Below are 26,177 nucleotides of genomic sequence, written 5' to 3' on the forward strand. Positions count from 1 at the left end.
GGTGAAGCGTCGCTCGGGTGTCAAGGCACCTGGGAAGAGCGGCGCAATTCGTTCCGGCGCCCTTCGGACGCCGGTGTCGCCGGCGTTACAGCACGCTCAGGATTTCGTCGCGGGCCTGGTGGGAGAGTTCGAGGCGGGTGGGCAGGGTGCCGTCGGGATGGCGGGCGGGCAGCGGGGGCAGGAACACAACCTCGACGGCCAGGCCGGTCACGCCCAGCACTCGCCAGAGGTTGGCGACCAGGGATTCCTCGCCGACGAAGGCGGCGTAGCCGCTGCGTTGGCCGTGCTGCAGGAAACGCAGCGCGACGGGCTGGATTTCGACGGCGGCGGAGCGGGCGGGTTCGAACAGGCTGGCGTGGAAGGGAAGCAGTTCGAAGCCTACGCTGGTCGTGCCTTCGGGGAACAGGCCCACGGCGTCGCCCTGCTTGAAGCGGGCCTGCATGGCTTCGCCCATCGCGTGCACGGCGTGGCGCTGCCCGCGTTCGATGAAGAGAGTGCCGGCGCCGGCGACGAGCCAGCCGATGATCGGCCAGCTGCGGATTTCGCTCTTGGCGACGAAGGACATGGCGCGGGCCGAGTTCAGCACGAAAATGTCGATCCACGAGACGTGGTTGGCCACCATCAGCACCGGGCCGGTCAGGCGCGGTTCGCCTTTCAGGATGACCCGCAGTCCACAGAACGCCATCAGGCAGCGCGACCAGCGGCGGTTCAGCCAGGCGCGCGCGCGGTTTCCGAGCATCGGATACACCAGGCCCACGCACAGCAGGCCGAAGAGTATCCAGGGCACCACGAGGAACAGCCTCAGGACAAAGCGCAGCAGCTTCAAACCGTAGTCTCCCAGGCCAGGCTGCCACCCACGACGGTGGCGCGTACACGGCCGGGCAGCATCATACTCGCGAACGGGGTGTGGCCGCTGCGGCTTTGCAGCGCGCCGGGCATTATCAGCCATTCGGCGTCCAGGTCGGCCAGGCACAGGTCGGCCGGCGCCCCCACGCCCAATTGGCCGGCCGGCGGCGCCAGCGGCGTGATCGCGCGCAGCACGGCCGCGGGGCCGCTGGTGACCCGCGCCAGCGCTTCGGACACGGGCCGCCGGCTGTCGCGCGCCCACTTCAGGGCCAGCGACAGCAGCAGCTCCAGCCCCGTGGCCCCGGGCTGGGACAAGGGGAACGGCGCGGCCTTCGCCTGGCTCTCGACCGGCGTGTGGTCGGAGCACAGCGCGTCGATCACGCCGTCGGCGAGCGCGGCCTGGATGGCGGCGCGGTCGCGCTGGCCGCGCAGTGGCGGCTGGAGATGGAAATTCGTATCGAAGAAGCCGATGTCGACGTCGGTCAGGTGCAGGCTGTTGGCCGAGACGTCGGCCGTCACGGGCAGGCCTTCGCGCTTGGCGGCGCGCAGCAGGTCCAGGCCGGCCGCGGTCGACAGGCGGGCCAGGTGCACGCGCGCGCCGGTGGCGCGCTGCAATTCGAAAATGGTTTGCAGGGCCAGTGTCTCGGCCTGCGGCGGCAACCCCTGCAGGCCGAGGCGTTCGGCATAGGCGCCGCTGGCGGCGACCGCGCCGCGGGCCAGCCAGGGATCTTGCGGCCGCAGCCACAGGGCGTGCCCCTGGCCGCTGGCATAACGCATGGCGCCCCACAGCGCTCGCGTGTCGGCGATGCCGAGGTCGCCCTGGGCGAAGGCCAGGCAGCCGGCCGCGGCCAGCAGGTCCATTTCCGCCAGCGTTTCGCCGGCGAGCCCGACCGTCATCGCGCCCAGCGGACGCACCCGACAGTGTCCGGGTTCGGCCTGGCGCATCAAGGCGTCCACCTTGCCCGGCTCGTCCAGAGGCGCGCCGGCGTCCGGCGGCAATACCAGCGTGGTCACGCCGCCGGCCAGGGCGGCGCGCAGTTCAGCGGGCGCGAAGGCCGCGGCGCCCGGCTGGGTCACCCTCGCGGACAGGTCGACCAGGCCCGGCAGCACCGCCAGCCCCCGGGCGTCGAGCCGGCGATCGGCGTGGAAGCCGTCGGGCGCCTGGCCCACCGCCGCGACGTGGCCGTCGGCGATGTAGAGATCGTGCTCGCCGTCCACCCCGTTCGCGGGATCGATGAGCCGACCGTTGGCGATGTGCAGCCTCATGGCGCGTCTCCCGCCAGCACGGCCAGGGCGGCCTGGCGCAGGCTCTGTTCCAGCCCGTCCAGCCGCGCCTGCATGGGCGCCAGGCTGGCCGCGACGTCGCCGTCGACCTCGACGCCGGGCGTCAGCTCACCCGCGGGCAGCAGCAGCGCCTCGGGCCGGGCGCCGGCCAGCACGCCGGGCGCGAGGCCCCAGGCATGCGCGTACTCGCGGGCCGAGGGCAGCAGCGCGCCGCTCAGCCGCTCCACGCCCAGGGGCAGGACGATCACGACGTCGGCGTCCTGCAGCCCCTCGCGCAGCGAGGCGCAGGCGCGCGCGCCCAGTTGCGCCAGGCCCACGGGCAGCAGGCTGCGCGGCGCCGCCGCGCGGACTTCCGGCACGCCCAGCGTCGTCATGGCATGGATGACCGAGCGCGCCACGCCCGAGTGGAGGACGTCGCCCACCAGCGTCGCCGCGATATTGGTCAGGTCCAGCCCGGACTCCAGCATGGCCTGCACCAGCGCCAGGGCCGGCACGGGATCGGCATGGCTGCCGTCGCCCGCGTTGAGCACGCGCAGGCCCGGCGCCGCGTGGGCCGCCGCGCAATGGGCCGCGCCGCTGGCGGCGTGGCGCAGCACCAGCAAGCCCGGCTCCAGGCCGGCGACGGTGCCGGCGAGCGCGTCGCCAGCCCGCGCGTCCAGTTCCACCGGCCGCAGCGACAGGCCGGAAGCGGCGGCCGCATAGGCGTCGCGGTCGCGGGCGGCGTCTTCGGGCAGGCAGAGGAACACCGGCAGCCCGGAGGCGGGGCCGCCTTGCGGCGTAGCGCCGGCGGCGCAGCCGCGCGCGGCCTCCAGCAGCCGCTCGACGTGGCGCCGGGGCAAGCCTTCGGTGGTCAGCAGGTGTATCAGTTCGCCGCGGCGATCGAGTTGCGGATTGAGCATAGGCAAGCCGGGCGGCGAGCGTCAGGCCGCCGGCAGGGTGTCGAGATATCGTTGCAGGATAACAGCCGCCGCCATCGCGTCATCGGCGGCATGCGTGCCCAGCAGGCGCTGCGCTTCCATGCTGGAGCCGCGCTCGTCGACCAGTTCGACGGCGACGCCGTAGCGGCCGTGCAACTGATTGGCGAAGCGGCGGCAGCGCGCGGTGGCCGGCTGCTCGCCGCCGTCGGAGTCCAGTGCCAGCCCGACCACGACGCGGCGCGGCTGCCATTCCTGCAGCAGCGCCGCGATGCGGCCGAAGCGCGCCTCGCGGACTTCGCCGAAGATGATTTCCAACGGGCGCGCCTGGCGCGTCAGCGTGTTGCCGATGGCCACGCCGATCTTCTTCTCGCCGAAATCGAAGGCCAGCAGGGTTTCTTCAGGCATGGCCCGCGTCGCCCGCCAGCATCACCGGATCGATGCCCAGCAGCTTCAGCGCGGCGGGGTAGCGGTCCTCGGGCGGCACGTCGAAGATGATGCTGTCGTCGGCGCCCACGCTGAGCCAGGCATTCTGGGCCATCTCGCTTTCGAGCTGGCCCGCGCCCCAGCCGGCATAGCCGAGCGTGACCAGCATGCGCGCCGGCCCGTTGCCTTCGGCGACGGCCTGCAGAACGTCGCGCGAGGTGGTCAGCGCCATGTCGCCGAGCTTGATGCTGGAGCTGTAGTCGCCCGCGGGCGCGTGCAGCACGAAACCGCGGTCCGTCTGCACCGGACCGCCGAAGAAAACCAGGGTGTCTTTCACGGGACCGATCTCAAGCGTGAGGTCGATGCGTTCGAACAAGGTGCCCAGCGTCAGGTCGGTGGGCCGGTTGATGACCAGGCCCAGCGCGCCACGCTCGGTGTGTTCGCAAACGTAGATGACCGAGCCCGCCAGGCTGCCTTCCACCATGCCCGGCATGGCGATCAGGAACTGGTTGGCGAAATTGGCCGCCTGCGTCGTGGATTCGTCGTTATGTTTTTCCGTCATGGCAACCCCTTCGTGGGTGGTCTGAGAGAACCGGAGGACGGGCCGCGCGAACGCGGCTCATCATGCCTTGCGGCAGGCCGTCCTACGGTTGCGAGGGATGGGGCTTGAATCCCATCTTACGAGCCTTGGCGGAATATGTCGGCGGTGCCGCGTCAGATTTCCATCAGTTCGAAGTCCTCTTTGCGCGCGCCGCATTCGGGACAGACCCAATTCGGCGGCACGTCTTCCCAGCGGGTGCCGGGCGCAATGCCCTCGTCGGGCAGGCCGGATTCTTCATCGTAGACCCAGCCGCAAATCAAACACATCCAAGTACGCATAGTTCTCTCTTACATCAAATCCCGGCCCTCGCCCCGGCGGCAGGGCAAAGGTAAGGGGCTTCCATTAGAATGGGGACAATCTTACCGAAACCCAATAGGGGTTCCCCTGATTCGTCGCAAATGAGTCCGGGTACCCTTACTCAAGCGCTGTCCAAGTGGCCCCCGTTACTCCCCCTCTCGTTTTGGTCTTCGGTCCGCTCGATCCCTCGGGCTCCGACGGCTTGCCGGCAGACGCCGTCACCTGCGCCCGCCTGGGCTGCCATGGCCTGGCGGCCGTGACCGCGCTGACCGTGCGCGATACCGCCGGCATCGAAGAAGTCCATCCCGTTTCGCCCGACCTGCTGGACGACCAGGCGCGCTGCCTGCTCGAAGACATGTCGGTGCAGGCCATCAAGGTGGGCGGACTATACACCGCGGAAACGGCCAGCGTAGCCGCGCAGGTCGCCGCCGACTACAGCCAGGTGCCCCTGGTCCTGCACCTGGGCCAGCGCGCCCAGCCGCCGGACAATGCCGCCGACGAGGACGAGGCCGACGACCTGCTGGCCGCCACCCTGGAGCTGGTGCTGCCGCAGACCGACCTGCTGGTCATCGAGCACCTGCGCCTGGCGCAATGGCATGCCGACGGCGACATCGATATCGGGGACGCACCTTCTCCCATGCACGCCCTGGTGGCGGCGGGCGCGGAATGGGTGCTCGTCCTGGGCAGCCCCCAGCGTCCGGGCCACTATGCCAACATGCTGCTCGGCCCCAACGGCCAGACCAGCACCCTGCCCTGGCAGGCGCCCCCCGACCGCAACGGCGACGCGGGCGGCGTGGCCGCCACCGCCATCGCCGCCATGCTGGCGCGGGGCCTGGAGATGCCGGAAGCCGTGCGCCAGGGCCTGGCCCACGCCGATGCCGCCATCGCCGCCAGTTTCCTGCCGGGCATGGGCCGGCGCATCCCCAACCGGATCCAACCGCAATGAAACCGCTGCGCTTTCCCTCCGGCCTGTACGGCGTCACCCCCGAATGGGACGACACCGAGCGCCTGCTCCAGGCGGTCCGCAAGGCCGCCGAAGGCGGCATGCGCGCGCTGCAACTGCGCCGCAAGAACGTGCCCGACGCCGTGCGCGCCGAGCAGGCGCGCGCGCTGGCGCCGCTGTGCCGTGAACTGGGCGTGGTGTTCCTGATCAATGACGACTGGCGCCTGGCGCTGGAAGTGGGCGCCGACGGCGCCCACGTCGGCCGCGACGACGACAGCCTGGCGCGCATCCGCGCCGAGGCCGGCCCCGACCTGATCCTCGGCGGCTCCAGCTACGACGATCTCGGCCGCGCCCGCGAACTGCTCGACGCCGGCGCCGACTACATCGCCTTCGGGGCCATGTTCGCCTCGACGGTCAAGCCCGACACCGTGCGGGCGCCGCTCTCGGTCCTGACGGAGGCCCGCCGCCTGACGGACGAGCGCGACGCGCCGCGCCCGGCCGTCGTGGCCATCGGCGGCATCACGCCGGCCAACGCCCCGCTGGTGGCGCAGGCCGGCGCCGATTCCATCGCCGTCATCACCGCCCTTTTCGAAGCGCCCAGCATCCGTGCCGCCGCGGCGGCCTGCGCCGCGCCCTATTCCGCCAACCCCAACCGCAAGCCTTGAACGCCATGTCCAGTAACGCCCAGCTATTCGAACGCGCCTGCCGCAGCATCCCCGGCGGCGTCAACTCGCCCGTGCGCGCCTTCCGCTCAGTGGGCGGTACGCCGCGCTTCATCAAGCGCGCGCAAGGTCCTTACGTGTGGGATGCGGAAGACAAGCAGTACATCGATTACGTCGGTTCCTGGGGCCCCGCCATCCTGGGCCACTCGCACCCCGACGTGGTGCGCGCGGTGCAGGAAGCCGCCGTCAACGGCCTGTCGTTCGGCGCGCCCACCGAAGCGGAAATCGAGTTGGCCGAGGTCCTGATCTCGCGCCTGCCCTCGCTGGAACAGGTGCGCCTGGTCAGCTCGGGCACGGAAGCCACCATGACGGCCATCCGCCTGGCGCGCGGCGCCACCGGCCGCGCCAAGATCGTGAAGTTCGAAGGCTGCTACCACGGGCACTCGGACAGCCTGCTGGTCAAGGCCGGCTCCGGCCTGCTGACCTTCGGCAACCCCAGCTCGGCCGGCGTGCCGCCCGAGTTCGTGTCGCACACGCTGACCCTGGAATACAACAACCTGGAAGCCGTGCGCGAAGCCTTCGCCCAGCACGGCGCCGATATCGCGTGCATCATCGTGGAGCCGGTCGCCGGCAACATGAACCTCATCAAGCCGGCCCCGGGCTTCCTGGAAGGCCTGCGCGAAGTCTGCACGCAGCACGGCGCGCTGTTGATCTTCGACGAAGTCATGACCGGCTTCCGCGTGGGCCCGCAAGGCGTGCAGGGCCTGACCGGCGTCAAGCCCGACATCACCACGCTGGCCAAGGTGATCGGCGGCGGCATGCCGGTGGGCGCCTTCGGCGGCAGCGCCGAGATCATGAAGCACATCGCCCCGCTGGGCGGCGTCTACCAGGCGGGCACGCTGTCGGGCAACCCGGTGGCCGTGGCCGCCGGCCTGGCCACGCTGCGCCTGATCGCCGCTCCCGGCTTCTACGACAAGCTGTCGGCCCAGACCGCCAAGCTGGCCCAGGGCCTGCAAGCGCGCGCGCGCGCCGCCGGCCTGGCGTTTTCCGCGGATTCGGTGGGCGGCATGTTCGGCATCTATTTCAGCGACAAGGTGCCGGCGTCGTTCGCCGAGGTCTCGGCCTGCGACACGGCGGCATTCAACCGCTTCTTCCATGCCATGCTGGACCACGGCGTGCACTTCGCGCCCTCGGCATTCGAGGCCGGCTTCGTGTCGGCCACCCACGACGACGCCGTGATCCAGTCCACGCTGGACATCGCGGACAAGGTCTTCAAATCGATGTAATGGCGCGCCCCGGGGGGGCCGGCCCGCGGCCGCCCCTCAGGGCGCCTTGTAATGCTCGTACAGGGCGGTGACGTCCCGCACGTAGGCCTGGGTTTCCGCATAGGGCGGCACGGCGTCGTACTTGCGCACCGCGCCTTCGCCGGCGTTATAGGCCGCCAGCGCCAGGTCCAGCCGGCCGGGATACTGGTCGATCAGCCGGCGCAGGTGGCGCGATCCCGCCCTCACGTTCGTGGCCGGGTCCACCAGGGCGGTCTCGACGTCGTCGACCGCCAGCAGCGGGGCCGCCGTCGCCGGCATCAACTGCATCAGGCCCAGCGCGCCCTTGGGCGAGCGCGCGTCGCTGCGGAATCCCGATTCGATGGCGATCACGGCGGTGAGCAGGGCCTGGTCCACCCCGGAATCCTGGGCGGCCCGCGCGATCAGCCCGTCGTGCGCGGTGGGCGGCTTGGCCTCGCCCCAGCGCAAGGCGCGCGGCGTCGGGTCCAGCGAGGCCAGGCGCGCGCCGTCGCCCGACTTGGGATCGCAGGACAGACAGACCTTCACCCCCCCTCCGCGCCAGGCCGCCCGGGCCTGCGCCCGCTTGTAATACTTGGCATGGCCGGTGGGCACCTTCATCGCCCGCCAGACGCCGAAGGGGTCCTTGTAACGGTAGATATCGGCCGCCTCGGCGGGGCGGGCGGGCGCCAGCGCCAGAGCGCCCGCCACGAAGGCCGCCAGCGCCGCCATGCTCCCGGCGCGCGCCAGGAAGGCGCGCAGGGCCGGGAAGATGGAATGGGCATGGCAGTGCATGGACGGGGCTCCGGCGGCGTCCGAGGACGCGTTGGCGAGTTCTTATGCTGCTGCGGCGACGCGGTTTTGTCGCTCCTGCCGACGTCCTAATCCTGCGCCCGCGCGGGCGCGCCCAGGGCAAAACAGGGACGGCATTAGGGCTTGCGGACGGTCCTAGTACAACTACTTTCCAGTAGTCCTAGCTGCTTGCGTTAGAATATGACCTAATATTTCGTATCATTACCAAATGAGTGAACTTGGCCGTCAGCGCCAAGCGGGAGAGGCTGAGATGGACGCAACAAACATGCTCCAGCTGACGCTGGACGCCGGTACCCTGGTGCTGACGGCAAGCTATACGCCGCCGTCTCGTCCCGACCCGGCCGCCGCCGGGCCGGAGGAGGCCTCCGCCGCGCCCGCGACGGCCGAGCGCGACGGCGATGGCAATGGAGACGGCGAAGACACCGACGTCGCGCTGGCCGATCCGGCCATCGACGCGCCCGCCTTCAATGCCGACCTCCCCACCTGGGACACGCTGGCCGCCGCCGCCGTCGCGCAGGGCTGGTCCGCCGAGGCGCTGGACAGCCATGCGGTGCTGGCCTTCATCGAACAATGCCGCCAGGCCGACGACACCGTCCAGGGGCCGGTGGGCATGGTCGTCGACGGCAGTTTCGAAGTGGAGCTGGACGCCGACCGCATGTCGGCGCTGCTGACCCTGCACCCGCCCAAAGGCGGCAAGCCCGTCTCGTTGATGGACGTGCGCCAGGCGCTGGCCGACCAGGGCATCGTCCACGGCGTGCTGGACCGCGAACTGGCCGAGGCGGTCAGCCAGGGCAGCCGTGAAACCGTGCTGGTCGCTCAGGGCACGCCGCCCACCCGCGGCACCCCCACCCGCTTCGAAAGCCTGCTGGACCGCCTGAAGCCCCGCGGCGAGGATATCGACGAACTGGCCCAGGTCGACTACCGCGACCTCGGCAACCTGCTGCTGGTATCGCCCGGCACGCCGCTGATGCGCCGCGTGCCGCCGCTGCCTGGCGTGGACGGCACCGACGTGCTGGGCGCGCCCGTGCTGCCCGACGAAATGCCCGACACGCCGTTCGCCAAGGAACTGGCGGGCGTGGAGATCGATCCGGACGACCCCTTGCTGCTGCGCGCCGCCATCGCCGGCACGCCCACCCTGGTCAGCCACGGCGTGCAGGTCAATCCCATGGTCGAGGTGGACGCGGTCAACCTGTCGACGGGCAACATCAATTTCGAGGGCTCGCTGCAAGTCCGCGGCGACATCAGCGCCACCATGGAAGTCCGCGTGACCGGCGACGTGGTCGTCAACGGCACCATGGAAGCCGCGCTGGTGGAAGCCGGCGGCAGCGTCACGGTCAAGGGCGGCATCATCGGCACGGCCGAGGCGCTGCAGGACGCCGCGGCCGCCGCCCGCACCGCCCGCATCGTCTGTGGCGGGGCGCTGCGCGCCCGGTTCATCGCCAACGCGATCGTCAGCGCCGGCCAGGACGTGGAAGTGGAGCGCGAAATCCGCCAGAGCAATATCGCCGCCGGCGGCAGCATCAACGTCGGCCCGCCCAATACGCAGCAAAGCGCCATCGCGGGCGGGCAGACCCGCGCCCTGCGCAGCGTGCGCGCCGGCACCATCGGCGCCCCCTCCGGCATTCCCACCCTGGTGCAGGCCGGCCTCGATCCGCACGCCGACATCAAGCGCACGGCGCTGACGCGCAAGCGCCAGAAGATGAACGAGGAAAAGGCCAAGCTGGAAAAGCTGCTGACCTTCCTGCAGACCAATCCCCAGCGCGCCCCGGCCGACGTGGCCGAACGCGCCCGCAACACCCACGCCAAGCTGGGCCACGAACTGCTGGAACTGGAGGTGGAGGAAGCCCAGCTGGCGCGCGAACTCCAGCCCCTGCAAACCGCCACCATCGGCGCCGCCAAGCGCTTTTGCAGCGGCGTGACGATTCAGCTGGGCAACAAGATGCAGGAATTCCTGGAAGACCAGATCGGCGGCAAGGCCGGGCTGGAAGAAGGGCAGATCGTCATCCGCTGACGCCGCCCGCCGGCGCCGGCGGCGCCAGCTCCTTGAACCAGGCCCGCGGCGAAATGCCGCGGTCGGGTCCGAGGATGGAGAATCCGCCGTCCACCGGGATATCCACGCCCGTCATCCAGGAAGCCGCGTCCGAGCAGGCGAAACACACGGCGGCGGCGATTTCCTCGCCCGACCCGACCCGGCCCAGCGGATGGAAATGCGCGCCCACGGCGTCGGCCGCCTGGCGCGACCCGCCCGACAACTGCTCCACCGACGGCGACCAGGTCCAGGCGGGCGACACCGCCAGCACCCGCACGCCGGCCGGCGCCAGCTCCACGGCGAAATTCTTGGTGATCTGCAGCAGGGCCGCCTTGGACGCGGGGTACAGCGCGCGCCCCGCCGCGCCGAACTTGCCGCCCGTGCTGCCCATATTCACCACCACCCCGCCGCGCGGCAGCGAGGGCGCCGCCAGTTGCGTGAAAATGGCCGCCGACACCAGGTTGGTGTCCAGGGTGCGGTGCCATTCCTCGCGGGAGGACGCCAGCCCGCGGTCGGCGTACTGGCAGGCGTTGTTGACCAGGATGTCCAGCCGCCCGAAGCGCGCCAGCGCCGCGTCGAGGCAGCGCCGTATCTGGTCGTCCTGCCCGATATCCGTCTCGCAATACAACGCCCGCCCCGCCAGCGCCGCTTCCAGCGCCCGCCCCGCCTCGGCGTTGCGCCCGACCAGCACCACGTTGGCGCCCGCCGCGGCGAGACCGCGCGCGATGTCCGCGCCCAGCCCCTGGGTGCTGCCCGTCACGATGGCGGTCTTGCCGGCCACGCCGGGAAATCCGGTGAAATCCATGATTCTTCCTTATCGACACTCAAGCGGCGCGGCCGCCCAGCGCAGCGCGTCGGCCACCGTGGCGGTGCGCGCGACCAGGCGCATGCTGGCCAGCGACGCCTCGTGGACCGCCGGGTCGGCCGAGGCGCAGGCGTCCTGTGCCACCATCACCTCGTAGCCGATGTCTGCCGCGTGGCGCACCGTGCCCTCGACCACCGAATGCGTGGCGACTCCAGCCACGACCAGCCGGCGCGCGCCCAGCACGCGCAGGGTTTCCTCCAACGGCGTGCCGTGGAACGCGCTGATGCGGGTGTGCTTCACCACGAACTCGCGCGCGCTGCCGGCCAGCGGCTGCAAGCCCTCGTAGAAGGCGCTGCCCCACGCCCCTTCCGCCACCGCGCCGATCGCGGCCACGTTGCGGAAGATGTCGCAATTGGCCAGCAGGTCGGCGTAGTCCGGACGGAAGGCGATGCGCACGTGCACGATGGGCAGGCCGGCGGCCCGCGCGCCCGCCAGCAACGCGGCGGCGCCGTCCAGCAGGCGTCGCCGCGCCGTTCCGTCCGCGTCGAGCCCGACTCGGATCTTGCCCTCGGGATGCAGCACGTCGTTCTGGTAGTGCAGCGCCAGCACCGCGGCGTCCGGCGCGCTCACACGAACCCCTCGAACACGTCGTGCACGTCGTCGCAATTGACCAGGTCCACCCGCTTCATGCGGATGCGCCAGCCGTCGCCGTCGGCGGCCAGCTTGTGGGTATAGCGGCCGGCCAGTTGGCGCGGCTGCCGCTTGCGCCACTCCGTCATCTGGAAGACGGAATGCACGACCAGGTTGCCGCCCGCGTCCACGCCCTCCACCTGCACCCCGCCCACCAGCCGCGCGCTGCGCGTGGGCGGCTGCTGCGACCAGTTGCGCGGATGTTCCAGCCGCCGGATGCGCACGTCGCGCAGCATGCGGTCTTCCCAGAACAACGAGATGTGGTCGTAGGGGCTCTGCTGGCCCGGCTTGCGCGGCATCCAGTACATGCCGTCCGCCGTCCACAGCGCCTGCCAGTCGGCATGGCGGCGCTCGTCCAGCAGGCGGGCCTCGCGATACAGGAACTGCGCGATGCGGTGGTAGGCATCGGCCGGCACGTCGGCGGGTGACAGGGCATCGGTCGCGACGTCGAAATCAAGGTCTAGCAGCATGCGGCGCCTCCCGTGGCGGCCGCGCCCGTCTGCGCGGCGCCGGCTTCCATATAGGTCTTCCAGGCGTGGAACTGGTTGCGCATCGGCAGCTCGCTGGTGCCGTTCAGCGACACCATGCCGTCCGCGTCGCTGCGGTCGCTGCCGTGGTAGCGGTGCATGCTGACCCAGTCGCCGCCGCGCGTGGCGTTGCCTTCCTGGCACCGGTTGTAGAGTTCGATGTCGTCCGGCATCACGTTGGACGAAGGCGAATTGATGACGTTGGCGTACAGCATGGCGCGCTTGAACACGCCGTCCGGCGCGCCCTTGCAGCGGAACGTCTGGATCTCGATCATCGTCCGGTCCACCGCGATGGGGCGGATTACCCGGAACTGCTGGAACACGGTGTGGGGCGAGCCGCTGCCGTAGATCACCGTGTTGTGGCGGTTCATGCCCAGGATCTCGCGGGCGCGGGTTTCGCCGTAGGCGGCGGTGAGCGTCTCGAAATGCGCGCGCGATACCGGATCGCGCTCGGCCGCGCCTGGATTGAAGATGCCTTCCATGTAGCCGTGGCCGTTGGCGTAGGCGCGCAATTCGAGCTTTTCCCAGAATTCGTAGGGCTCGCCGTTGCCGTCCATGATGTGGAGTTCCAGCGGCATCTCGCCGATCTCCTTGGCCTCGTCGCGGGCCGCGGCATACGAAGACTCGTGCGTGACCCGGGCGTGCATGGTGTCGTGCAGGTTTTCGTAGAACACCTTCCAGTTGGAGCGCTGCATCACGCGGAAGATGCCGCCCGCCACTTCCACCTCGCCCACCGGCGAGCGGTCGCAAAGGTTGTCGATGGACGAGCGCACGCCGCCCAGGAATTCCTCCAGGCCCTGCCCCTGCGCCGACTGGCTGGCGAACACGAAGCCGCGATAGCTTTCCACCCGCGGCAGCCGCCGCATCGAGAACGACGGATCGGCCGGGTCGTAGGAAGTGCCTTCCAGGCCCTGCTTGAGCGGCACGCCCAGATGGCTGCCGTCCAGCTTGAAGGTCCAGGCGTGATACGGGCAGCGGAAGAACTTGCCCGCGCAGCCGTCGCCGTCGGCCACCACCTTGGCGCCCTTGTGGGGACAGCGGTTGTACAGCACGTGCACGCGGCCGTCGGCGGCGCGCACCATCAGCACGTCCTGGTCGCCCACCCGTGTGGTGTGATAGTCGCCCGTCCTGGGTACCTGGCTTTCATGGCCCACGTAGACCCAGGCGCGGCCGTAGATGCGCTGCATCTCCAGGTCGAAAATGGCGGGATCGGTGTAGACGGCGCGATGCACGCTGTCGCCGCGCACCATGGCCGCCAGTTGCGCTTCGGTATATGACATGGCCGCCTCCTATTTGCCTTCGCTGTCTTTCCAGCGCGCCATCAGCGTGTTGGACGGCAGCGTCTCGTCCAGCAGCTTCGCCGCCGTTTCGCGGCCGGCCGTCGGCAGGCCCTTCGGATCCAGCAGGCCCACCTGCACCAGCACGCTGGCCTGGTCCCAATAGATATGCTCGTGGTAGAGCTTGTCGCCGCGGAACTTCACGATGGCCACCAGCGGGATCTCCACGTACTTGCCCGTGGGCGGAACCCCGGGCAGCATCCAGTCGATCTCGGTCGTGTGCGTGAAGCAGAACAGCAGTTCGTCCACGATCTGCGTGGCGCCCACCGTGCGCGACAGCGGCACCAGGCGGGTGTCGGGCGGATTGCTGTTGACGAAATGATGCTGGTAGAAGCGGCTCAGCTCCTTGTAGCCCACGCCGCCCGTCATGGTGGGGATGTGATTCACGTAGGGCTCGGCCACCATGGTGGCCATCGTGGCCGCCACGTCGCGCGTGCCGAATTCGTACTCGCAGTGCTTGTCCCACAGGTACGAATAATCGAACTCCGGCCCGATGGCGCGCTGCAGCGCGGCCATGCTGCGCTGGTGCGCCATCAGCGCGGATGGCTTGTCGTAGTGGTCGCCGCCGGTGCGCGCGAACGCGTGGTCCATGCCCGGATAGACGTACAGTTCCACGCCGGGCTTGCCGCCCAGCGCCTCCAGGATGCGCTGGCGCGCCGGCGGCGGACAGAAGCCGTCCTGCTCGGCGATATGCAGCACCAGCCGGCCGCGCAGCCCCTCGGCCTCGGCCAGGCTGTCTTCGATGCCCACGCCGTAGTAGCCCACGGCCACGTCCACGTCGGTGCGGCAGGCGGCCAGATAGGCGAGCTTGCCGCCCAGGCAATAGCCCAGCACGCCCACGCCGCCCTCCTGCTCGGGCAGCTCGCGCAGCACGGCGATGGTCGAGGCAATATCGCGCAGGCCCAGCTCCACGTCGAAGCCCTTGTAGAGTTCGAAGGCGCGCGGCATGTCGGCCGGGCCGTCCGTCAGCTGGATGCCCGGCTGCTGGCGCCAGAACAGGTCGGGCACCAGCACCACGTAGCCTTCCTCGGCCAGCAACTGCGCGGCGCGGCGCATGAAGTCGTTCACGCCGAAAATCTCCTGGCACAGCACCAGGCCCGGGCCACGCCCGGACGCCGGCACCGCCAGATAGGCGCCAAAGGACTTGCCATCGTGCGAGGCGACCGTCACGTCGCGCGTCGTAATGCTCTGGGTCATGCGTCTCTCCTGGTTGCGGGCAAGCGCCCTACTTCATCCGGCAGGAAGCGGCGAACGGGTCCTGGTACTGGGTCAGCACCGTGCCCGACAGCTTGTTGGACAGCTTGCCTTCCGCGCCCGCCTCGACGATGCGCAGGTAGTAGTTCTGCACCGGATACTGATTGCTGTTGAATTTGAAATCCCCCCGCACGGACTTGAAGTCCGCGCGCCGCAGCGCCGGGCGAAGCGCGTCCGCGCCCAGCTTGCCGCCGGTCTGGCGCACCGCGCTGTCCAGCAGCATGGCGGCGTCATAGCCTTGGGACGCGTACAGCGTGGGGCTGCGCTTGTAGGCCTTGGTGAAGTCGTCGACGAACTTGCGGTTGGCGGGATTGTCCAGGTCGGCGGCCCACTGGGACGTGTTGCGCAGCCCCTCGATGGGCGCGCCGACGGCCGCGATGGTGTCCTCGTCGCCCGAGAAGCCCGGCGCCAGCAGCGCGATTTCCTTGCTCAGGCCCGCGCCGTTGAACTGCTTGATGAAGTTCACACCCATGCCGCCCGGCAGGAAGAAGAACACCGCGTCGGGCTTGCTCGCGCGCAGGCGCGTGATCTCCACGCCGTAGTCCAGCTGGCCGAGCTGGGTATAGATTTCCTCGGACAGGCCGCCCTTGTACAGGCGCTTGAAGCCGTTGAGCGATTCTCGCCCGCCGGGATAGTCGGGCGCGATCAGCGCCACGCGCTTGTAGCCCTGGTCCGCGGCGTACTTGCCCATCGCGGCGGGGATGTCCTCGTTCTGCCAGGCGACCGCGAAGAAATTGGGATTACAGCCCGCGCCCGCGTAGTTCTCCGGCCCGGTGTTGGTGCTGAGATAGATGGTGCCCGATTGCAGGATGGCCGGCATCACCGGCAGCAGCACGTTCGAGAACACGATGCCGGTCATCACGTCCACGCGGTCGCGCTTGAGCAGGCGCTCCACCGCCTGGCGGCCGGTATCGGCCTTCTGCTGGTCGTCCGCCACCACGACTTCCGCCGGCAACCCGCCCAGCTTGCCGCCCGTATGTTGCAGCGCGAGATTGAAGCCGTCGCGGATCTCGTTGCCCAGCGCCGCGCCGGGTCCGGACAGCGTGGTCAGCAAGCCGATCTTGATCTTGTCGGCCGCCGACGCGCTGGCCGCGGCGGCCAGACAGGCCAGCGCCGCCAGCGCGCGCCGGCACCATAGGTTTCGATTCATGAACCACCCCGTTTTCCCCGCCGGTCCCGCCGGCGCCACGCTGACAGAATCCGTCTGCCCCGGTCGATGCGTGCTGCCGATGGACGCGGGGGCCTCGCAGGCGCCCGCGCACAGGCCTTAGAGTAGGCCGGAGGGCGGCGCCGCTCTATCCGATTACCGTCAGGCTTATCCGGGATTCACTTAATTCCAAGGGCCTGCCGTTTACATTACCCTGGCCTCAGATACGGGAGCGTTCCCGTCCCGGAGGCATGCATGCATGGCTGGTCACGACTCACGCTGGCGCCCCTGTTGAAACGGCGCGTCTTCAGCTCTACCCAGCAGGACGAAACGCGGGCGCTCGTGTCCGAAGCCCTGAAGGAACACCGGCTGACGTGGAAGGGCGGCCGCGTGGATGCCCAACTGAACCGGGCCCGCTTCGGCTCCCTGACAGTCTGTACCTTGCGCTACGGCGCCGAAGTCCACATCGAACCCGACAGGCTGCAGGACTTCATGCTGGTGCAGGTGCCCCTGCGCGGCCGCGCCTGTATCGAATGCGGCGGCGACCGCGTCAACGCCGACCCCACCTGCGCCGCCGTCATCGCCCCCAACCGCCCGCTGCGCCTGCACTGGGAAGCCGGCTGCGAACAGCTGCTGCTCAAGATCCCGCGCGGAAAACTGGAAGCCATCGGCCTGCGCGCCTTCGGCGAGGCCGCCGCCGGCCCGCTGGACTTCAGCCCCGCGCTGCGGCTGGACACGCCGGTCGGCGCCGCCTGGCGCAGCATGGTCGCCAGCCTGATCCACCTGCTGCCCACGCTGGACGACGGCGCCCCGCGCCCGCCCGCGGCCTGGCTGGAACACCTGGAAGACACGCTGGTGCTGCACCTGTTCTACAACCAGCCCAACAGCTGGCAGGCCCGCGCCGGCCTACCGCCCGCCGTCCCGCGCCGCCTGGCGCTGGCCGAGTCCTACATGCGCGAGCACCTGTCCGCTCCGCTGACCCTGATCGACATCGCCCGCCACGCCGGCGCCAGCGCCAGCGCCCTGACGCGCCTGTTCCAGGAACACCGCGACACCACCCCCATGAACGCCCTGCGCGCGCTGCGGCTGGACACGGCCAGGCGGAAGTTGCAGGCGCAGGCCGGCGCCAGCGTGACCGAGGTCGCGCTGGGCGTGGGGTTCGGACACCTGGGACGGTTTTCGGAGTATTACCGCGAACGCTTCGGAGAATTGCCGCGCGAAACGCGGCGTGTGCTGGGATAACGGCGGCACACCAAGATGCCGCGAGAGTTTCCGCAGGTGTCTGACACCTGACCATATCAACAACAGCGCGCAGCGTCATCACCAACCGCAAGACGCCGCGTAAGCCCCACGAGGCCGCCCGCGCGGCCGGCATGGGGCGGGCAACGCAAGATCTTCCACCACCTTCCCACCCGCGGCGAGAACCCCAAGCACGCCGCCCGCTCCGGCGAACGTCAGATTGCAACTGACGGAGCCCGTTGTGTCGGGGGCCTGGGGTGCGCGGGGAGTCGATAAGCCCGAGGGAATCCGAAGGAGTCGCCGAAGGCGAGGACGAGGATGACAAGGGGGCAGGCCGGAGCGCAGGCTCCGGACCGCAATCGTTGACCCGCGCACCCCAGGCCCCCGACACGACGGGCGTCTCAAGAACTAACGCCCTCAGCCTGCAACCCGCAAACAGCCGCCGCGATCACCGCGCCGGCACCACCGCCGTGACTTCGATTTCCACCTTGGCCCGATCCTCAACCAGATCCGCCACTTCCACCGCCGTCATCGCCGGAAAGTGGCGGCCGATGTACTCCCGGTAGTGCTTGCCGATGGCGGGGTACGCCGCCACGTATTCTTCCTTGTTCGTCACGTACCAGGTCATCCGCACAATGTGCTCCGGCCCGGCGCCGCCTTCCGCCAGGATCGCAACGATATTCGCCAGCGTCTGGCGCACCTGCTCCGCCAGGTCGTCCGTTTCGAACTGCTGCTGGCCATTCCACCCCACCTGCCCGCCCACGAACACGAGCTTGCTGCCCACCTCCATCTCGGTGAGCACGCCATTCGAATAGCCCCGGGGCGCCATCCAATCCGGCGGTTGCAGAATCTTCATAACGTCATCCTATTATCAAGAAAAACAAACCCGCCGCTCACGCCGCGGGAACCAGATAAGCCTGCATGCGTTCCCGCAGATCCGCAGGCAGCGGCATGGACTTCATCGTCCGTAAATCCACCGTCACGATCGTCAGCGTCGCCGCCAGGCGCAGCTGTCCGTCCGGTCCTTCGAACTTCACCAGCACCTTGAACGAGGCGCCGCCGATGCGCTGCACCTCCAGCACCTGCCGCAGCCGCTCGTGCCAGCGGCTGGGCGCGCTGAAATCGCATTGCACCGACGCCGTCGGCGTGCCGATATGCCTCTCCACGTGCAATGCGTGGAACGGCAGCCCCATCCCCTTGTCGAACCACTCCTCGACGAAGTCGTTGATCATCTCGAAGTAGCGCGGATAGAAGACGATGCCCGCCGGATCGCAATGACGGAAGCGGACTTCGACCTGGCTGATGAAGGGAGCTGCCATGAGGGTTCCTTGGTGCCGGTTCACGCCATCTTGCGCAGCGCGAAGCGCTGCAGCTTGCCCGTCTCGGTGCGCGGCAGCGCATCCACGAACTCGATGGCGCGAGGGTATTTGTAGGGCGCGATGCTGGCCTTGACGAACTGCTGCAACGCGGCCGTGAGCTCGCTGCCCGCCTCGTAGCCCGGCTTGAGCACCACGAAGGCTTTCACCACCTGGCCGCGCTCCTCGTCCGGCGCCCCGACCACGCCGCATTCGGCCACGGCCTCGTGGCGCAACAGGGCGTCCTCGACTTCCGGACCGGCGATGTTGTAGCCCGCGGAAACGATCATGTCGTCGTTGCGCGCCTGGTAGAACAGATAGCCGTCGTCGTCCTGCAGGAAGGTGTCTCCCGGCAGGTTCCAGCCGTCCTGCACGAAGCGGCGCTGGCGCTCGTCGGCCAGGTAGCGGCAGCCCGTGGGGCCCTTGATCGCCAGCCGGCCCACCGTGCCGTTGGGCACCGGCTTCATCTCGTCGTCCACGATACGCGCCACATAGCCCGGCACGACCCGGCCGATCGCGCCGCGGCGCACCGACTCGGGCGGGCTGGACACGAACACGTGGATCATTTCCGTGCCGCCGATGCCGTCGATCATCTCGATGCCGGTCGCCTGCTTCCAGAGCTGGCGCGTGGCGTCGGGCAGGGCCTCCCCGGCCGACACGCTCTTCTTCAGCGACGAAATGTCGAACTTGCCCACCAGCGCCGCCATCTGCCGGTAGAAGGTCGGCGCGGTGAAGACGATGGTGGCGCGGAATTCCTGGATCAGCTCCAGCAGGCTCTCCGGCGACAGCTTTTCCGCCAGCACCGTGCTGGCGCCCACGCGCAGCGGGAAGCACAACAGGCCGCCCAGGCCGAACGTGAAGGCCAGCGGCGGCGTGCCGCAGAAAATGTCGTCCGGCCCCGGCTTGATGACATGCTTGGGGAACAGGTCGCACATCGCCAGCACGTCGCGATGGAAATGCATGCAGCCCTTGGGCGCGCCCGTGGTGCCGCTGGTGAAAGCGATCAGGCACACATCGTCGGCCGCGGTGTCGCAGGCATCGAAGGTGTCGGGCTTGGCCGCGGCCAGCGCGTCCAGCGCATCGACGGCGCCATCGTTGAAATACATGACCTTCGACAGCGCCGGGCAATGATGCTCATGGCCGGGCTGCACGCAGAAATCCGCCTCTTCCTTCAGGCGGACATCGCACAGCACCGCCTGCACCTGGGCCTTGTCGATGATCTGCTTGAGCTCCTTGGCGCGCAGCAGCGGCATGGTGGGCACGGTGACCAGCCCGGCCTTGACCGCGGCCAGCCAGGACGCGGCCATCATCGGGTTGTTCGGGCCGCGCAGCAGCAAGCGGTTGCCGGGCACGAGCCCCATGTCTTCGGTCAGCACCCGGGCGATGCGGTTGCTCAGCGCCGCCAGCTCGCGGTAGGTCATCGCGGCCGGCTTGCCATCCTGGCGCCAGCGCAGCGCAACGCGGTCGCCATGGCCGCGATCGGCCATGGCGTCCACCAGCTCGACGGCGCAGTTGAAGCGTTTGGGATAGGCCACGTCGGGACCATCGAGCAGGAACTCGGGCCATTGTTCGCCCGGGGGCAGGTTGTCCCGGGCAAAGGTGTCGATGTGGGCGGATGCTTCCATGAAATTCCCCTTGGCTTATGCGGTGTTGTTGCTTGCCTGGGCGCCGGAGCTCGATGGCTTCCTTACGCTTTCAGCAGTTCACGGGCGATGATCAACTTCTGCACTTCGGTGGCGCCTTCGTAGATACGCAGCGCTCTGATTTCCCTGTAGAGCTTCTCCACCGGCATCCCCGACACCACGCCGGCGCCGCCGAACATCTGCAGCGCGCGGTCGATCACGGCCTGCGCCGATTCCGTGGCCGTCATCTTGGCCATTGCCGCTTCGCGCGTGGTGCGCACCTTTTGCACGTCGCGCATCCACGCGGCGCGGTACGTCAGCAGCGCCGACGCGTCGATGGCGGTGGCCATGTCGCCCAGCGCGGCTTGCGTCAGTTGCAGGTCGGCCAGGGTCTGGCCGAACATGCGGCGCGACTTGGAGCGCGCCAGCGCCTCGTCCAGCGCCCGGCGCGCGAACCCCAGCGCGGCGGCCGCCACGGAGGCGCGGAAGATGTCCAGCGTCATCATGGCCAGCTTGAATCCCTGGCCCGCGTCGCCCAGGCGATGCGACACCGGGATGCGGCAGTCGTCGAACGTGATGGTCGCCAGCGGATGCGGGGCGATCAGGTCGATGCGTTCGCTGATCTCGAATCCCGGCGTGCCGGCATCCACCACGAAGGCGCTGATGCCGCGGGCGCCCGGCGCTTCGCCGGTGCGAGCGAACACGCAATAGAAGTCCGCGATGCCGCCGTTGGAGATCCAGGTCTTGGCGCCGTTGAGCACATAGTGGTCGCCGTCCAGCCTGGCCTCGCAGGCCAGCGCCGCCACGTCCGACCCCGCGTCCGGCTCGGACAGCGCGAAGGCGGCGATGGCGTCGCCGCGCGCCACGCGCGGCAGGTAGCGCTGGCGGAGCTCGTCCGAACCCATGAGCGAAATCGCGCCGCTGCCCAGCCCCTGCATGGCGAACGCGAAGTCCGCCAGCCCTTCATGCCGGCCCAGCGTCTCGCGCAGGATGCAGACCGAGCGCGAATCCACCTCCGGCAGCGCGCCGCCCCAGGCTCCGCCCGGGCCGCCCGCCACCGCGTAGCGCAGCCAGCCGGCCTGCCCCATGGCCTTCACGAGCTTCTTGCACGCCGCGTCCGCGTCATGGTGGTCGACATCGCCCAGCGATTGCTCGCACCAGGCGTCCACCTCGCGCGCGAGCTTGCGGTGCGCGTCGTCGAAGAAAGGCCAATCCAGCCAGCTCATATCACTCATCTTGCGTTCTCCATCGCTCCAACCCATTCCTTGTCCATCAAGCCGGCCGTCCCCGGGCGGGATCGCGCGGATCCGGCTCCGCCGGTCCGCCGCAGGCGCCTCGGGGGTGGACCATCAATCCCCCTGGAATACCGGCTTCTGTTTCGCCACGAAGGCTTCGTAGGCGCGATGGAAATCGCGCGTCTGCATGCAGATGGCCTGCGCCTCGGCTTCCGCCTCGATGGCCTCGTCCACGCCCATGTTCCATTCCTGGTGCAGCAGCTTCTTGGTGACCCCGTGGGCGAACGTCGGGCCCGCGGCCAACTGCGCGGCCAGGGTCTGCGCGGCGTCGGCCAGCGCGCCGGACTCGTGCAGCGCGTTGAAGAAGCCCCAGCTGGCGCCCTCTTCCGCCGTCATGGCGCGGCCGGTGTACAGCAGCTCGGAAGCGCGGCCTTGGCCGATCATGCGCGGCAGCAGCGTGCAGGCGCCCATGTCGGCGCCGGCCAGGCCCACCCGGGTGAACAGGAAGGCCGTGCGCGCCAGCGGCGTGCCCAGGCGCAGGTCGGAAGCGAGCGCGACCATGGCGCCGGCGCCGGCGCAGACGCCGTCGACCGCCGCCACGATGGGCTGCGGGCAGGCGCGCATGGCCTTGACCAGGTCGCCCGTCATGCGGGTGAAGTCCAGCAGTTCGGGCATGGACATCCTGGTCAGCGGCCCGATGATCTCGTGCACGTCGCCGCCCGAGCAGAAGTTTCCGCCCGCGCCCGTCACCACGACCACCTTGATGTCGGTGGCGTACACCAGCGCCCGGAACAGGTCCCGCAGCTCGGCGTAGGAATCGAACGTCAGCGGGTTCTTGCGCTCGGGGCGGTTCAGGGTGACCGTGCCGATCTTGCCGTCGGCCGACACCTCCCACAGGAACGTCTTCGCCTGGTAACCGGCGAACGGGCGCTTGTGGTGCTTCATGGTGTGTTCTTCGGGCTGGGTGCTCATGGTGTCTCCATTCTTGGATTCGGGGTGGATGGGCGGCCGGCCTCAGCCGGTCATCACTTCGCCGCCATCGACGGCGATGGCCTGGCCATTCACGGAGGCCGAGGCGGGCAGCGCCAGCCAGGCGACCGTCTCGGCCACTTCCTCGGGCTGTATCAGGCGGCCTTGGGGATTGCGTTCCGCCAGCTTGGCGCGGGCGGCTTCCGGCGACATGCCGGTCTTGTCGACGATGTTCGAGACCGCGCCGCGCACGATGTCGGTTTCGGTATAGCCGGGGCAGACGGCGTTGACGGTGACGCCCTTCAGCGCGACTTCCAGCGCCAGCGAGCGGGTCAGCCCGACCACGCCGTGCTTGGCCGCGCAGTAGGCGCTGACGTAGCCGTAGCCGATCAGGCCGGCGGTGCTGGCCACGTTGATGACCCGCCCCCACTTTTCCTTCAGCATGCCCGGCAGGGCGGCCTGGATGCAGTTGAACGTGCCGGTCAGGTTGACCGCGATCATGGACTGCCACAGGGCGGAGTCGGTGCGGTCGAAGCGTTCGCTGACCGCCTGGCCCGCATTGTTGACGAGCACCTGCACCGGCCCGAACTCGACTTCGGCCTGGGCGAACGCCGCCCGCACCGAAGCCTCGTCGGCGATGTCCGCGCTGACGGCCTGCACCTGGCCCAGGCGGGCCAGGCTGTCGGTCGCGGCATCCAGGGCCGCGCCGTCGCGGCCCAGCAGCGTGACGCGGGCGCCGCGCTGCAGCAGCGCCCGGGCGCAAGCCAGCCCGATACCGCGGGCGCCGCCCGTCACCAGGGCATGGCGCCCGGCCAGGGGAAGCGGAGTTGGGTTCATTTGATATCCAGTTGCGCCATGGCGGCGGCGCGTTCGAAGTTGGTTTCCAGCTGGCGCTTGCCGGCGAAGTACTGGCTGGGCCACGTTACGTCACGGTAGCCCACCCTGGCCGCTTCGCGTAGCGTCCATGAGGCGTCGGCCAAATGGGGACGCGCCAGGGCGCAGAGGTCCGCGCGGCCGGAGGCGATGATGCCGTTGGCATGGTCGGCCTCGAAGATGGCGCCCACCGCGATGGTGGGAATGCCGGCCTCGTTGCGCACGCGGTCGGCGAACGGCGTCTGGAACATGCGGCCGTAGACCGGTTTTTCTTCCTTGCTGACCTGGCCCGACGAGCAGTCGATCATGTCGGCGCCGGCGGCCTTGAAGTGGCGGGCGATCTCCACCGCGTCGTCGGCCGTGATGCCGCCTTCGACCCAGTCGCTGGCGGAGATCCGCACCGACATGGGCTTGTTCTCCGGCCAGACGGCGCGCACGGCGCGGAACACTTCCAGCGGGAAGCGCAGGCGGTTCTCCAGGCTGCCGCCGTAGTCGTCCTCGCGCTGGTTGGTCAGCGGAGAAATGAAGCTCGACAGCAGGTAGCCGTGGGCGCAGTGCAGTTCCAGCCAGTCGAAGCCGGCCTGCTCGGCGCGGCGCGCGGCGGCGACGAAGTTGTCGCGGACCTCGTCCATGTCGGCGCGGGTCATGGCGCGCGGCGTCTGCGACACGCCCTCGATGTACGGCAGCGCGGACGCGGAGATCAGCGGCCAGTTGCCCTCGGCCAGCGGATGGTCGATCTTCTGCCAGCCCAGCTGCGTGGATCCCTTGCGGCCGGCATGACCCAGCTGCACGCCGATGCGCGCATCGCTGTTGCCGTGCACGAAATCGACGATGCGGGTGAAGGCCTGGCGCTGCTCGTCGTTCCACAGGCCCGGGCAGCCCGGGGTGATGCGGCCGTCCGGCGACACGCAGGTCATTTCCACCATGACCAGGCCCGCCCCGCCCATGGCGCGGGCGCCCAGGTGCACCAGGTGGAAGTCGCCCGGCACGCCCTCGACGCACGAGTACATCGCCATCGGCGACACCAGGATGCGGTTCTTCAGCCGCACGCCGCGCACCTTGAAGGGCGTCAGCATGGGCAGGGCCGGACGCGCGCCCGGGGCCGTGGCCTCGCCGGCGTGCTCCGCGATCCAGCGCTCGAAGCCTTCGAGCCAGGCGGGGTCGCGCAGGCGCAGATTCTCGTGCGAAATGCGCTGCGAACGGGTCAGCAGCGAATAGGCGAACTGTTCAGGCTCCAGGTCGGCGTAGCGCGCGACGTTCTCGAACCACTCGGTGGAGTTGCGGGCGGCGTTCTGGATCTTCAGCACTTCCACGCTGCGCACTTCCTCGTAGTGCTTGAGGCCGGCCTCGACGCTGCCCTCGGCGCCGCTCAGGCAGCGCGCCAGCTCGATCGCGTCCTCCAGCGCCAACTTGGTGCCGGAGCCGATCGAGAAATGGGCGGTGTGGGCGGCGTCGCCCATCAGCACGACCGGCACGCGGCGCTGGCCGCGGGCGGTTTCCAGCGTGTTCCAGTGCACCCAGGTATTGCAGATCACGCGCGGGAAACGGATCCAGATCGCCGAGCCGCGCAGGTGCGACGCGTTGCTGATCAGCGGATTGCCGTCCAGCCAGGGCGCGAACAGCTTTTCGCAGTAGGCGATGCCCTCTTCCTGGCTCATCTGCTCGATGCCGGCGGCCTGCCAGGTTTCCTCCGGCGTTTCCACGATGAAGGTGGACATGCCGTTTTCGTAGCGGTAGGCGTGCGCCTGGAACCAGCCGTGCTCGGTCTGCACGAAGGCGAAAGTGAAGGCGTCGAACACCTTCTTCGTGCCCAGCCAGACGAAGCGACAGCGGCGCTGGTCGATATCCGGATGGAAAGTATCGGCGTACCGGGTGCGGATCTGGCTGTTGATGCCGTCCGAGGCGATCACCAGGTCGGCGTCGTATTCGCGGGCGATGGCCTGGTCGTCCTGCACGAAGTTCTCGAACTCCAGCTTGACGCCCACGTCCTCGCAGCGCGCCTGCAGGATGTTCAGCAGCTTCTTGCGACCGATGCCGATGAAACCGTGGCCGCTGCTGCGCATGCTGCGGCCCTTGAAATGGATGTCGATGTCATCCCAATGGTTGAAGGCGTCGCCGATGGTCTGGGCGGAGACGGGGTCGGCTTCGCGCAGGTTCTGCATGGTGGCGTCGGAGAACACCACGCCCCAGCCGAAGGTGTCGTACGGCCGGTTGCGCTCGATCACGGTGACTTCGTTTTCGGGATTCTGCAATTTCATGAGCAGACCGAAATACAGACCGGCGGGACCCCCGCCAATGCAGGCTATTTTCATTGCCGTATACGCTCCGTGGTACGCGACAACCGCTCGATGTTCCTGGAGCTGGGGGCCGCAGAGATTTAAACCTTGATAGTTTAGGCTTGAAATATATACCTGACCGGGGTGGGTTGCAAATGGGGAAAGTATCTAGATCGGTTGGCGTTTAAATGGGGACGCTAAAAAAGAAGGGCGGAGAGTCGGGTTCTTGTGCCGCCCGCCGGCACGGGCGTCGCGGACGCTCGCGCCCACGATTGCGGTCCGGAGCCTTCGCTCCGGACTTGCCCCGTCGTCATCTTCGTCACCGCCTGCGGCGGTTCCTTCAGATTCCCTCGGGCGCATCGAGGTTGCTCGCGTCCACGCCACCCGCGCCGACGGGCTACGCGTGTCTAGGCTTGAGGCGCTGCTAGAGCCGGGCTCATTGACGAGTCTTGCGGGGCCCGCCATTTTCGGCCGCCCGGGCGGCCGAAAATGGCATACGCGGTGGTGAGTATTGGAATGGTGTGCGCGTTCGCGCATGCGGAGGGTGGTGTGCTGAAGGCCCGCCCAGCGTTGGGGGGGTGAGCGGTGATGGGTGGCGCGCTGGGCAGCCGCTTGCGCAGGCAGACCCGTACGCGCGCCACCCATCCGGCGGCGGGGTTCAAGTGACGGACGGACCGTCATCTCACACAGGGACCGTCATCTCACACAGGTATCAGGCACCAGCATCCCGTCCACAATCGCGCAGCGCCCCCA

The 26,177-nt window shown here is 69.2% G+C and carries 25 protein-coding genes; 5 read left to right on the forward strand and 20 right to left on the reverse strand.

Annotated features, from left to right (window positions below):
* Positions 1–85: 85 nt before the first annotated feature.
* The 6 genes from ADE01S_RS29260 to ADE01S_RS29285 form a co-directional block, all read right to left on the reverse strand.
* Positions 86–826, reverse strand: a complete 741-nt coding sequence (locus ADE01S_RS29260) for a lysophospholipid acyltransferase family protein (RefSeq protein WP_062685278.1) — start codon at positions 824–826, stop codon at positions 86–88.
* Complete coding sequence (locus ADE01S_RS29265; RefSeq protein ID WP_062685279.1) at positions 823–2,112, reverse strand: dihydroorotase; 1,290 nt, start codon at positions 2,110–2,112, stop codon at positions 823–825. Before ADE01S_RS29265 ends, ADE01S_RS29260 begins: the two co-directional genes overlap by 4 nt.
* Positions 2,109–3,029: an aspartate carbamoyltransferase gene (locus ADE01S_RS29270; protein ID WP_062685280.1), complete on the reverse strand. Its 921-nt coding sequence runs from the start codon at positions 3,027–3,029 to the stop codon at positions 2,109–2,111. Before ADE01S_RS29270 ends, ADE01S_RS29265 begins: the two co-directional genes overlap by 4 nt.
* A 21-nt stretch (positions 3,030–3,050) precedes the next feature.
* Entirely contained in the window at positions 3,051–3,452 is a 402-nt protein-coding gene (ruvX, locus tag ADE01S_RS29275; protein WP_062685281.1) for a Holliday junction resolvase RuvX, read from the reverse strand.
* Complete coding sequence (locus ADE01S_RS29280; protein WP_062685282.1) at positions 3,445–4,032, reverse strand: YqgE/AlgH family protein; 588 nt, start codon at positions 4,030–4,032, stop codon at positions 3,445–3,447. The genes ruvX and ADE01S_RS29280 overlap by 8 nt, the downstream gene beginning before the upstream one ends.
* 152 nt (positions 4,033–4,184) lie before the next feature.
* Positions 4,185–4,349 (reverse strand): rubredoxin, encoded by a 165-nt coding sequence (locus tag ADE01S_RS29285; RefSeq protein WP_025515484.1) that lies wholly within the window; start codon positions 4,347–4,349, stop codon positions 4,185–4,187.
* A gap of 155 nt (positions 4,350–4,504) precedes the next feature.
* On the opposite strand from ADE01S_RS29285, the gene ADE01S_RS29290 reads away from it, so the two are divergent.
* The 3 genes from ADE01S_RS29290 to hemL are packed head-to-tail and all read left to right on the forward strand — an operon-like array spanning position 4,505 to position 7,259.
* Positions 4,505–5,314 carry a hydroxymethylpyrimidine/phosphomethylpyrimidine kinase gene (locus tag ADE01S_RS29290; protein WP_087881464.1) on the forward strand — a complete coding sequence of 270 codons (810 nt, stop codon included), beginning with the start codon at positions 4,505–4,507 and terminating at the stop codon, positions 5,312–5,314.
* Positions 5,311–5,976, forward strand: coding sequence for a thiamine phosphate synthase (thiE, locus tag ADE01S_RS29295; RefSeq protein WP_062685284.1), 666 nt, complete (start codon positions 5,311–5,313; stop codon positions 5,974–5,976). The genes ADE01S_RS29290 and thiE overlap by 4 nt, the downstream gene beginning before the upstream one ends.
* 5 nt (positions 5,977–5,981) lie before the next feature.
* Positions 5,982–7,259: a glutamate-1-semialdehyde 2,1-aminomutase gene (hemL, locus tag ADE01S_RS29300; RefSeq protein WP_062685285.1), complete on the forward strand. Its 1,278-nt coding sequence runs from the start codon at positions 5,982–5,984 to the stop codon at positions 7,257–7,259.
* Positions 7,260–7,295: 36 nt separating this feature from the next.
* Here the strand turns inward: hemL and ADE01S_RS29305 are convergent, their stop codons facing one another.
* A complete protein-coding gene (locus tag ADE01S_RS29305; RefSeq protein ID WP_062685286.1) occupies positions 7,296–8,048 on the reverse strand; it encodes a lytic transglycosylase domain-containing protein in 753 nt (250 codons plus the stop codon).
* A 268-nt stretch (positions 8,049–8,316) separates the two neighbouring features.
* Between ADE01S_RS29305 and ADE01S_RS29310 the strand changes: the two genes are divergently transcribed.
* Positions 8,317–10,077, forward strand: a complete 1,761-nt coding sequence (locus tag ADE01S_RS29310) for a flagellar assembly protein A (protein ID WP_062685287.1) — start codon at positions 8,317–8,319, stop codon at positions 10,075–10,077.
* Here ADE01S_RS29310 and ADE01S_RS29315 read toward each other — a convergent pair.
* The 6 genes from ADE01S_RS29315 to ADE01S_RS29340 are packed head-to-tail and all read right to left on the reverse strand — an operon-like array spanning position 10,067 to position 15,858.
* Complete coding sequence (locus ADE01S_RS29315) at positions 10,067–10,900, reverse strand: SDR family oxidoreductase (protein WP_062685288.1); 834 nt, start codon at positions 10,898–10,900, stop codon at positions 10,067–10,069. The genes ADE01S_RS29310 and ADE01S_RS29315 overlap by 11 nt on opposite strands.
* 9 nt (positions 10,901–10,909) lie before the next feature.
* The gene (locus ADE01S_RS29320) at positions 10,910–11,530 is read right to left on the reverse strand and encodes a cysteine hydrolase family protein (RefSeq protein WP_062685289.1); all 621 of its coding nucleotides are present in this window, start codon (positions 11,528–11,530) and stop codon (positions 10,910–10,912) included.
* The gene (locus tag ADE01S_RS29325) at positions 11,527–12,060 is read right to left on the reverse strand and encodes an aromatic-ring-hydroxylating dioxygenase subunit beta (protein ID WP_062685290.1); all 534 of its coding nucleotides are present in this window, start codon (positions 12,058–12,060) and stop codon (positions 11,527–11,529) included. The genes ADE01S_RS29320 and ADE01S_RS29325 overlap by 4 nt, the downstream gene beginning before the upstream one ends.
* On the reverse strand, positions 12,051–13,397 hold the full coding sequence (locus ADE01S_RS29330; RefSeq protein ID WP_062685291.1) for an aromatic ring-hydroxylating dioxygenase subunit alpha: 1,347 nt from the start codon (positions 13,395–13,397) through the stop codon (positions 12,051–12,053). The genes ADE01S_RS29325 and ADE01S_RS29330 overlap by 10 nt, the downstream gene beginning before the upstream one ends.
* A 9-nt stretch (positions 13,398–13,406) precedes the next feature.
* The gene (locus tag ADE01S_RS29335; protein WP_062685292.1) at positions 13,407–14,651 is read right to left on the reverse strand and encodes a dienelactone hydrolase family protein; all 1,245 of its coding nucleotides are present in this window, start codon (positions 14,649–14,651) and stop codon (positions 13,407–13,409) included.
* Between the two features lie 28 nt (positions 14,652–14,679).
* A complete protein-coding gene (locus ADE01S_RS29340; protein ID WP_062685293.1) occupies positions 14,680–15,858 on the reverse strand; it encodes an ABC transporter substrate-binding protein in 1,179 nt (392 codons plus the stop codon).
* 252 nt (positions 15,859–16,110) lie between these two features.
* On the opposite strand from ADE01S_RS29340, the gene ADE01S_RS29345 reads away from it, so the two are divergent.
* Positions 16,111–17,097, forward strand: a complete 987-nt coding sequence (locus ADE01S_RS29345; protein WP_062685294.1) for an AraC family transcriptional regulator — start codon at positions 16,111–16,113, stop codon at positions 17,095–17,097.
* A gap of 445 nt (positions 17,098–17,542) precedes the next feature.
* On the opposite strand, the gene ADE01S_RS29350 is transcribed toward ADE01S_RS29345, so the two are convergent.
* From ADE01S_RS29350 to ADE01S_RS29380, 7 genes are all read right to left on the reverse strand, one after another.
* Complete coding sequence (locus tag ADE01S_RS29350; protein ID WP_062685295.1) at positions 17,543–17,950, reverse strand: RidA family protein; 408 nt, start codon at positions 17,948–17,950, stop codon at positions 17,543–17,545.
* Positions 17,951–17,987: 37 nt separating this feature from the next.
* Positions 17,988–18,413 (reverse strand): acyl-CoA thioesterase, encoded by a 426-nt coding sequence (locus tag ADE01S_RS29355; protein WP_062685296.1) that lies wholly within the window; start codon positions 18,411–18,413, stop codon positions 17,988–17,990.
* A gap of 20 nt (positions 18,414–18,433) precedes the next feature.
* Positions 18,434–20,074, reverse strand: coding sequence for an AMP-binding protein (locus ADE01S_RS29360; protein ID WP_062685297.1), 1,641 nt, complete (start codon positions 20,072–20,074; stop codon positions 18,434–18,436).
* A 62-nt stretch (positions 20,075–20,136) separates the two neighbouring features.
* Entirely contained in the window at positions 20,137–21,306 is a 1,170-nt protein-coding gene (locus tag ADE01S_RS29365; RefSeq protein ID WP_062685298.1) for an acyl-CoA dehydrogenase family protein, read from the reverse strand.
* Positions 21,307–21,420: 114 nt separating this feature from the next.
* Positions 21,421–22,278: an enoyl-CoA hydratase family protein gene (locus ADE01S_RS29370; RefSeq protein WP_062685299.1), complete on the reverse strand. Its 858-nt coding sequence runs from the start codon at positions 22,276–22,278 to the stop codon at positions 21,421–21,423.
* Between the two features lie 42 nt (positions 22,279–22,320).
* Positions 22,321–23,112 (reverse strand): SDR family NAD(P)-dependent oxidoreductase, encoded by a 792-nt coding sequence (locus tag ADE01S_RS29375; RefSeq protein ID WP_062685300.1) that lies wholly within the window; start codon positions 23,110–23,112, stop codon positions 22,321–22,323.
* Entirely contained in the window at positions 23,109–25,460 is a 2,352-nt protein-coding gene (locus ADE01S_RS29380) for a bifunctional salicylyl-CoA 5-hydroxylase/oxidoreductase (protein ID WP_062685301.1), read from the reverse strand. The genes ADE01S_RS29375 and ADE01S_RS29380 overlap by 4 nt, the downstream gene beginning before the upstream one ends.
* Positions 25,461–26,177 lie beyond the last annotated feature (717 nt).

It is taken from the genome of Achromobacter denitrificans NBRC 15125, from assembly GCF_001571365.1.
Lineage (GTDB): Bacteria > Pseudomonadota > Gammaproteobacteria > Burkholderiales > Burkholderiaceae_B > Achromobacter > Achromobacter denitrificans.

Excerpts from the sequence above, each read along its gene's own strand:
- ADE01S_RS29265 (WP_062685279.1), bottom strand. The coding sequence starts at position 2,112 with ATGAGGCTGCACATCGCCAACGGTCGGCTCATCGATCCCGCGAACGGG.
- ADE01S_RS29270 (WP_062685280.1), bottom strand. The coding sequence starts at position 3,029 with ATGCTCAATCCGCAACTCGATCGCCGCGGCGAACTGATACACCTGCTG.
- ruvX (WP_062685281.1), bottom strand. The coding sequence starts at position 3,452 with ATGCCTGAAGAAACCCTGCTGGCCTTCGATTTCGGCGAGAAGAAGATC.
- ADE01S_RS29280 (WP_062685282.1), bottom strand. The coding sequence starts at position 4,032 with ATGACGGAAAAACATAACGACGAATCCACGACGCAGGCGGCCAATTTC.
- ADE01S_RS29285 (WP_025515484.1), bottom strand. The coding sequence starts at position 4,349 with ATGCGTACTTGGATGTGTTTGATTTGCGGCTGGGTCTACGATGAAGAA.
- thiE (WP_062685284.1), top strand. The coding sequence starts at position 5,311 with ATGAAACCGCTGCGCTTTCCCTCCGGCCTGTACGGCGTCACCCCCGAA.
- hemL (WP_062685285.1), top strand. The coding sequence starts at position 5,982 with ATGTCCAGTAACGCCCAGCTATTCGAACGCGCCTGCCGCAGCATCCCC.
- ADE01S_RS29305 (WP_062685286.1), bottom strand. The coding sequence starts at position 8,048 with ATGCACTGCCATGCCCATTCCATCTTCCCGGCCCTGCGCGCCTTCCTG.
- ADE01S_RS29310 (WP_062685287.1), top strand. The coding sequence starts at position 8,317 with ATGGACGCAACAAACATGCTCCAGCTGACGCTGGACGCCGGTACCCTG.
- ADE01S_RS29315 (WP_062685288.1), bottom strand. The coding sequence starts at position 10,900 with ATGGATTTCACCGGATTTCCCGGCGTGGCCGGCAAGACCGCCATCGTG.
- ADE01S_RS29325 (WP_062685290.1), bottom strand. The coding sequence starts at position 12,060 with ATGCTGCTAGACCTTGATTTCGACGTCGCGACCGATGCCCTGTCACCC.
- ADE01S_RS29330 (WP_062685291.1), bottom strand. The coding sequence starts at position 13,397 with ATGTCATATACCGAAGCGCAACTGGCGGCCATGGTGCGCGGCGACAGC.
- ADE01S_RS29335 (WP_062685292.1), bottom strand. The coding sequence starts at position 14,651 with ATGACCCAGAGCATTACGACGCGCGACGTGACGGTCGCCTCGCACGAT.
- ADE01S_RS29340 (WP_062685293.1), bottom strand. The coding sequence starts at position 15,858 with ATGAATCGAAACCTATGGTGCCGGCGCGCGCTGGCGGCGCTGGCCTGT.
- ADE01S_RS29345 (WP_062685294.1), top strand. The coding sequence starts at position 16,111 with ATGCATGGCTGGTCACGACTCACGCTGGCGCCCCTGTTGAAACGGCGC.
- ADE01S_RS29350 (WP_062685295.1), bottom strand. The coding sequence starts at position 17,950 with ATGAAGATTCTGCAACCGCCGGATTGGATGGCGCCCCGGGGCTATTCG.
- ADE01S_RS29355 (WP_062685296.1), bottom strand. The coding sequence starts at position 18,413 with ATGGCAGCTCCCTTCATCAGCCAGGTCGAAGTCCGCTTCCGTCATTGC.
- ADE01S_RS29360 (WP_062685297.1), bottom strand. The coding sequence starts at position 20,074 with ATGGAAGCATCCGCCCACATCGACACCTTTGCCCGGGACAACCTGCCC.
- ADE01S_RS29365 (WP_062685298.1), bottom strand. The coding sequence starts at position 21,306 with ATGAGTGATATGAGCTGGCTGGATTGGCCTTTCTTCGACGACGCGCAC.
- ADE01S_RS29370 (WP_062685299.1), bottom strand. The coding sequence starts at position 22,278 with ATGAGCACCCAGCCCGAAGAACACACCATGAAGCACCACAAGCGCCCG.
- ADE01S_RS29375 (WP_062685300.1), bottom strand. The coding sequence starts at position 23,112 with ATGAACCCAACTCCGCTTCCCCTGGCCGGGCGCCATGCCCTGGTGACG.
- ADE01S_RS29380 (WP_062685301.1), bottom strand. The coding sequence starts at position 25,460 with ATGAAAATAGCCTGCATTGGCGGGGGTCCCGCCGGTCTGTATTTCGGT.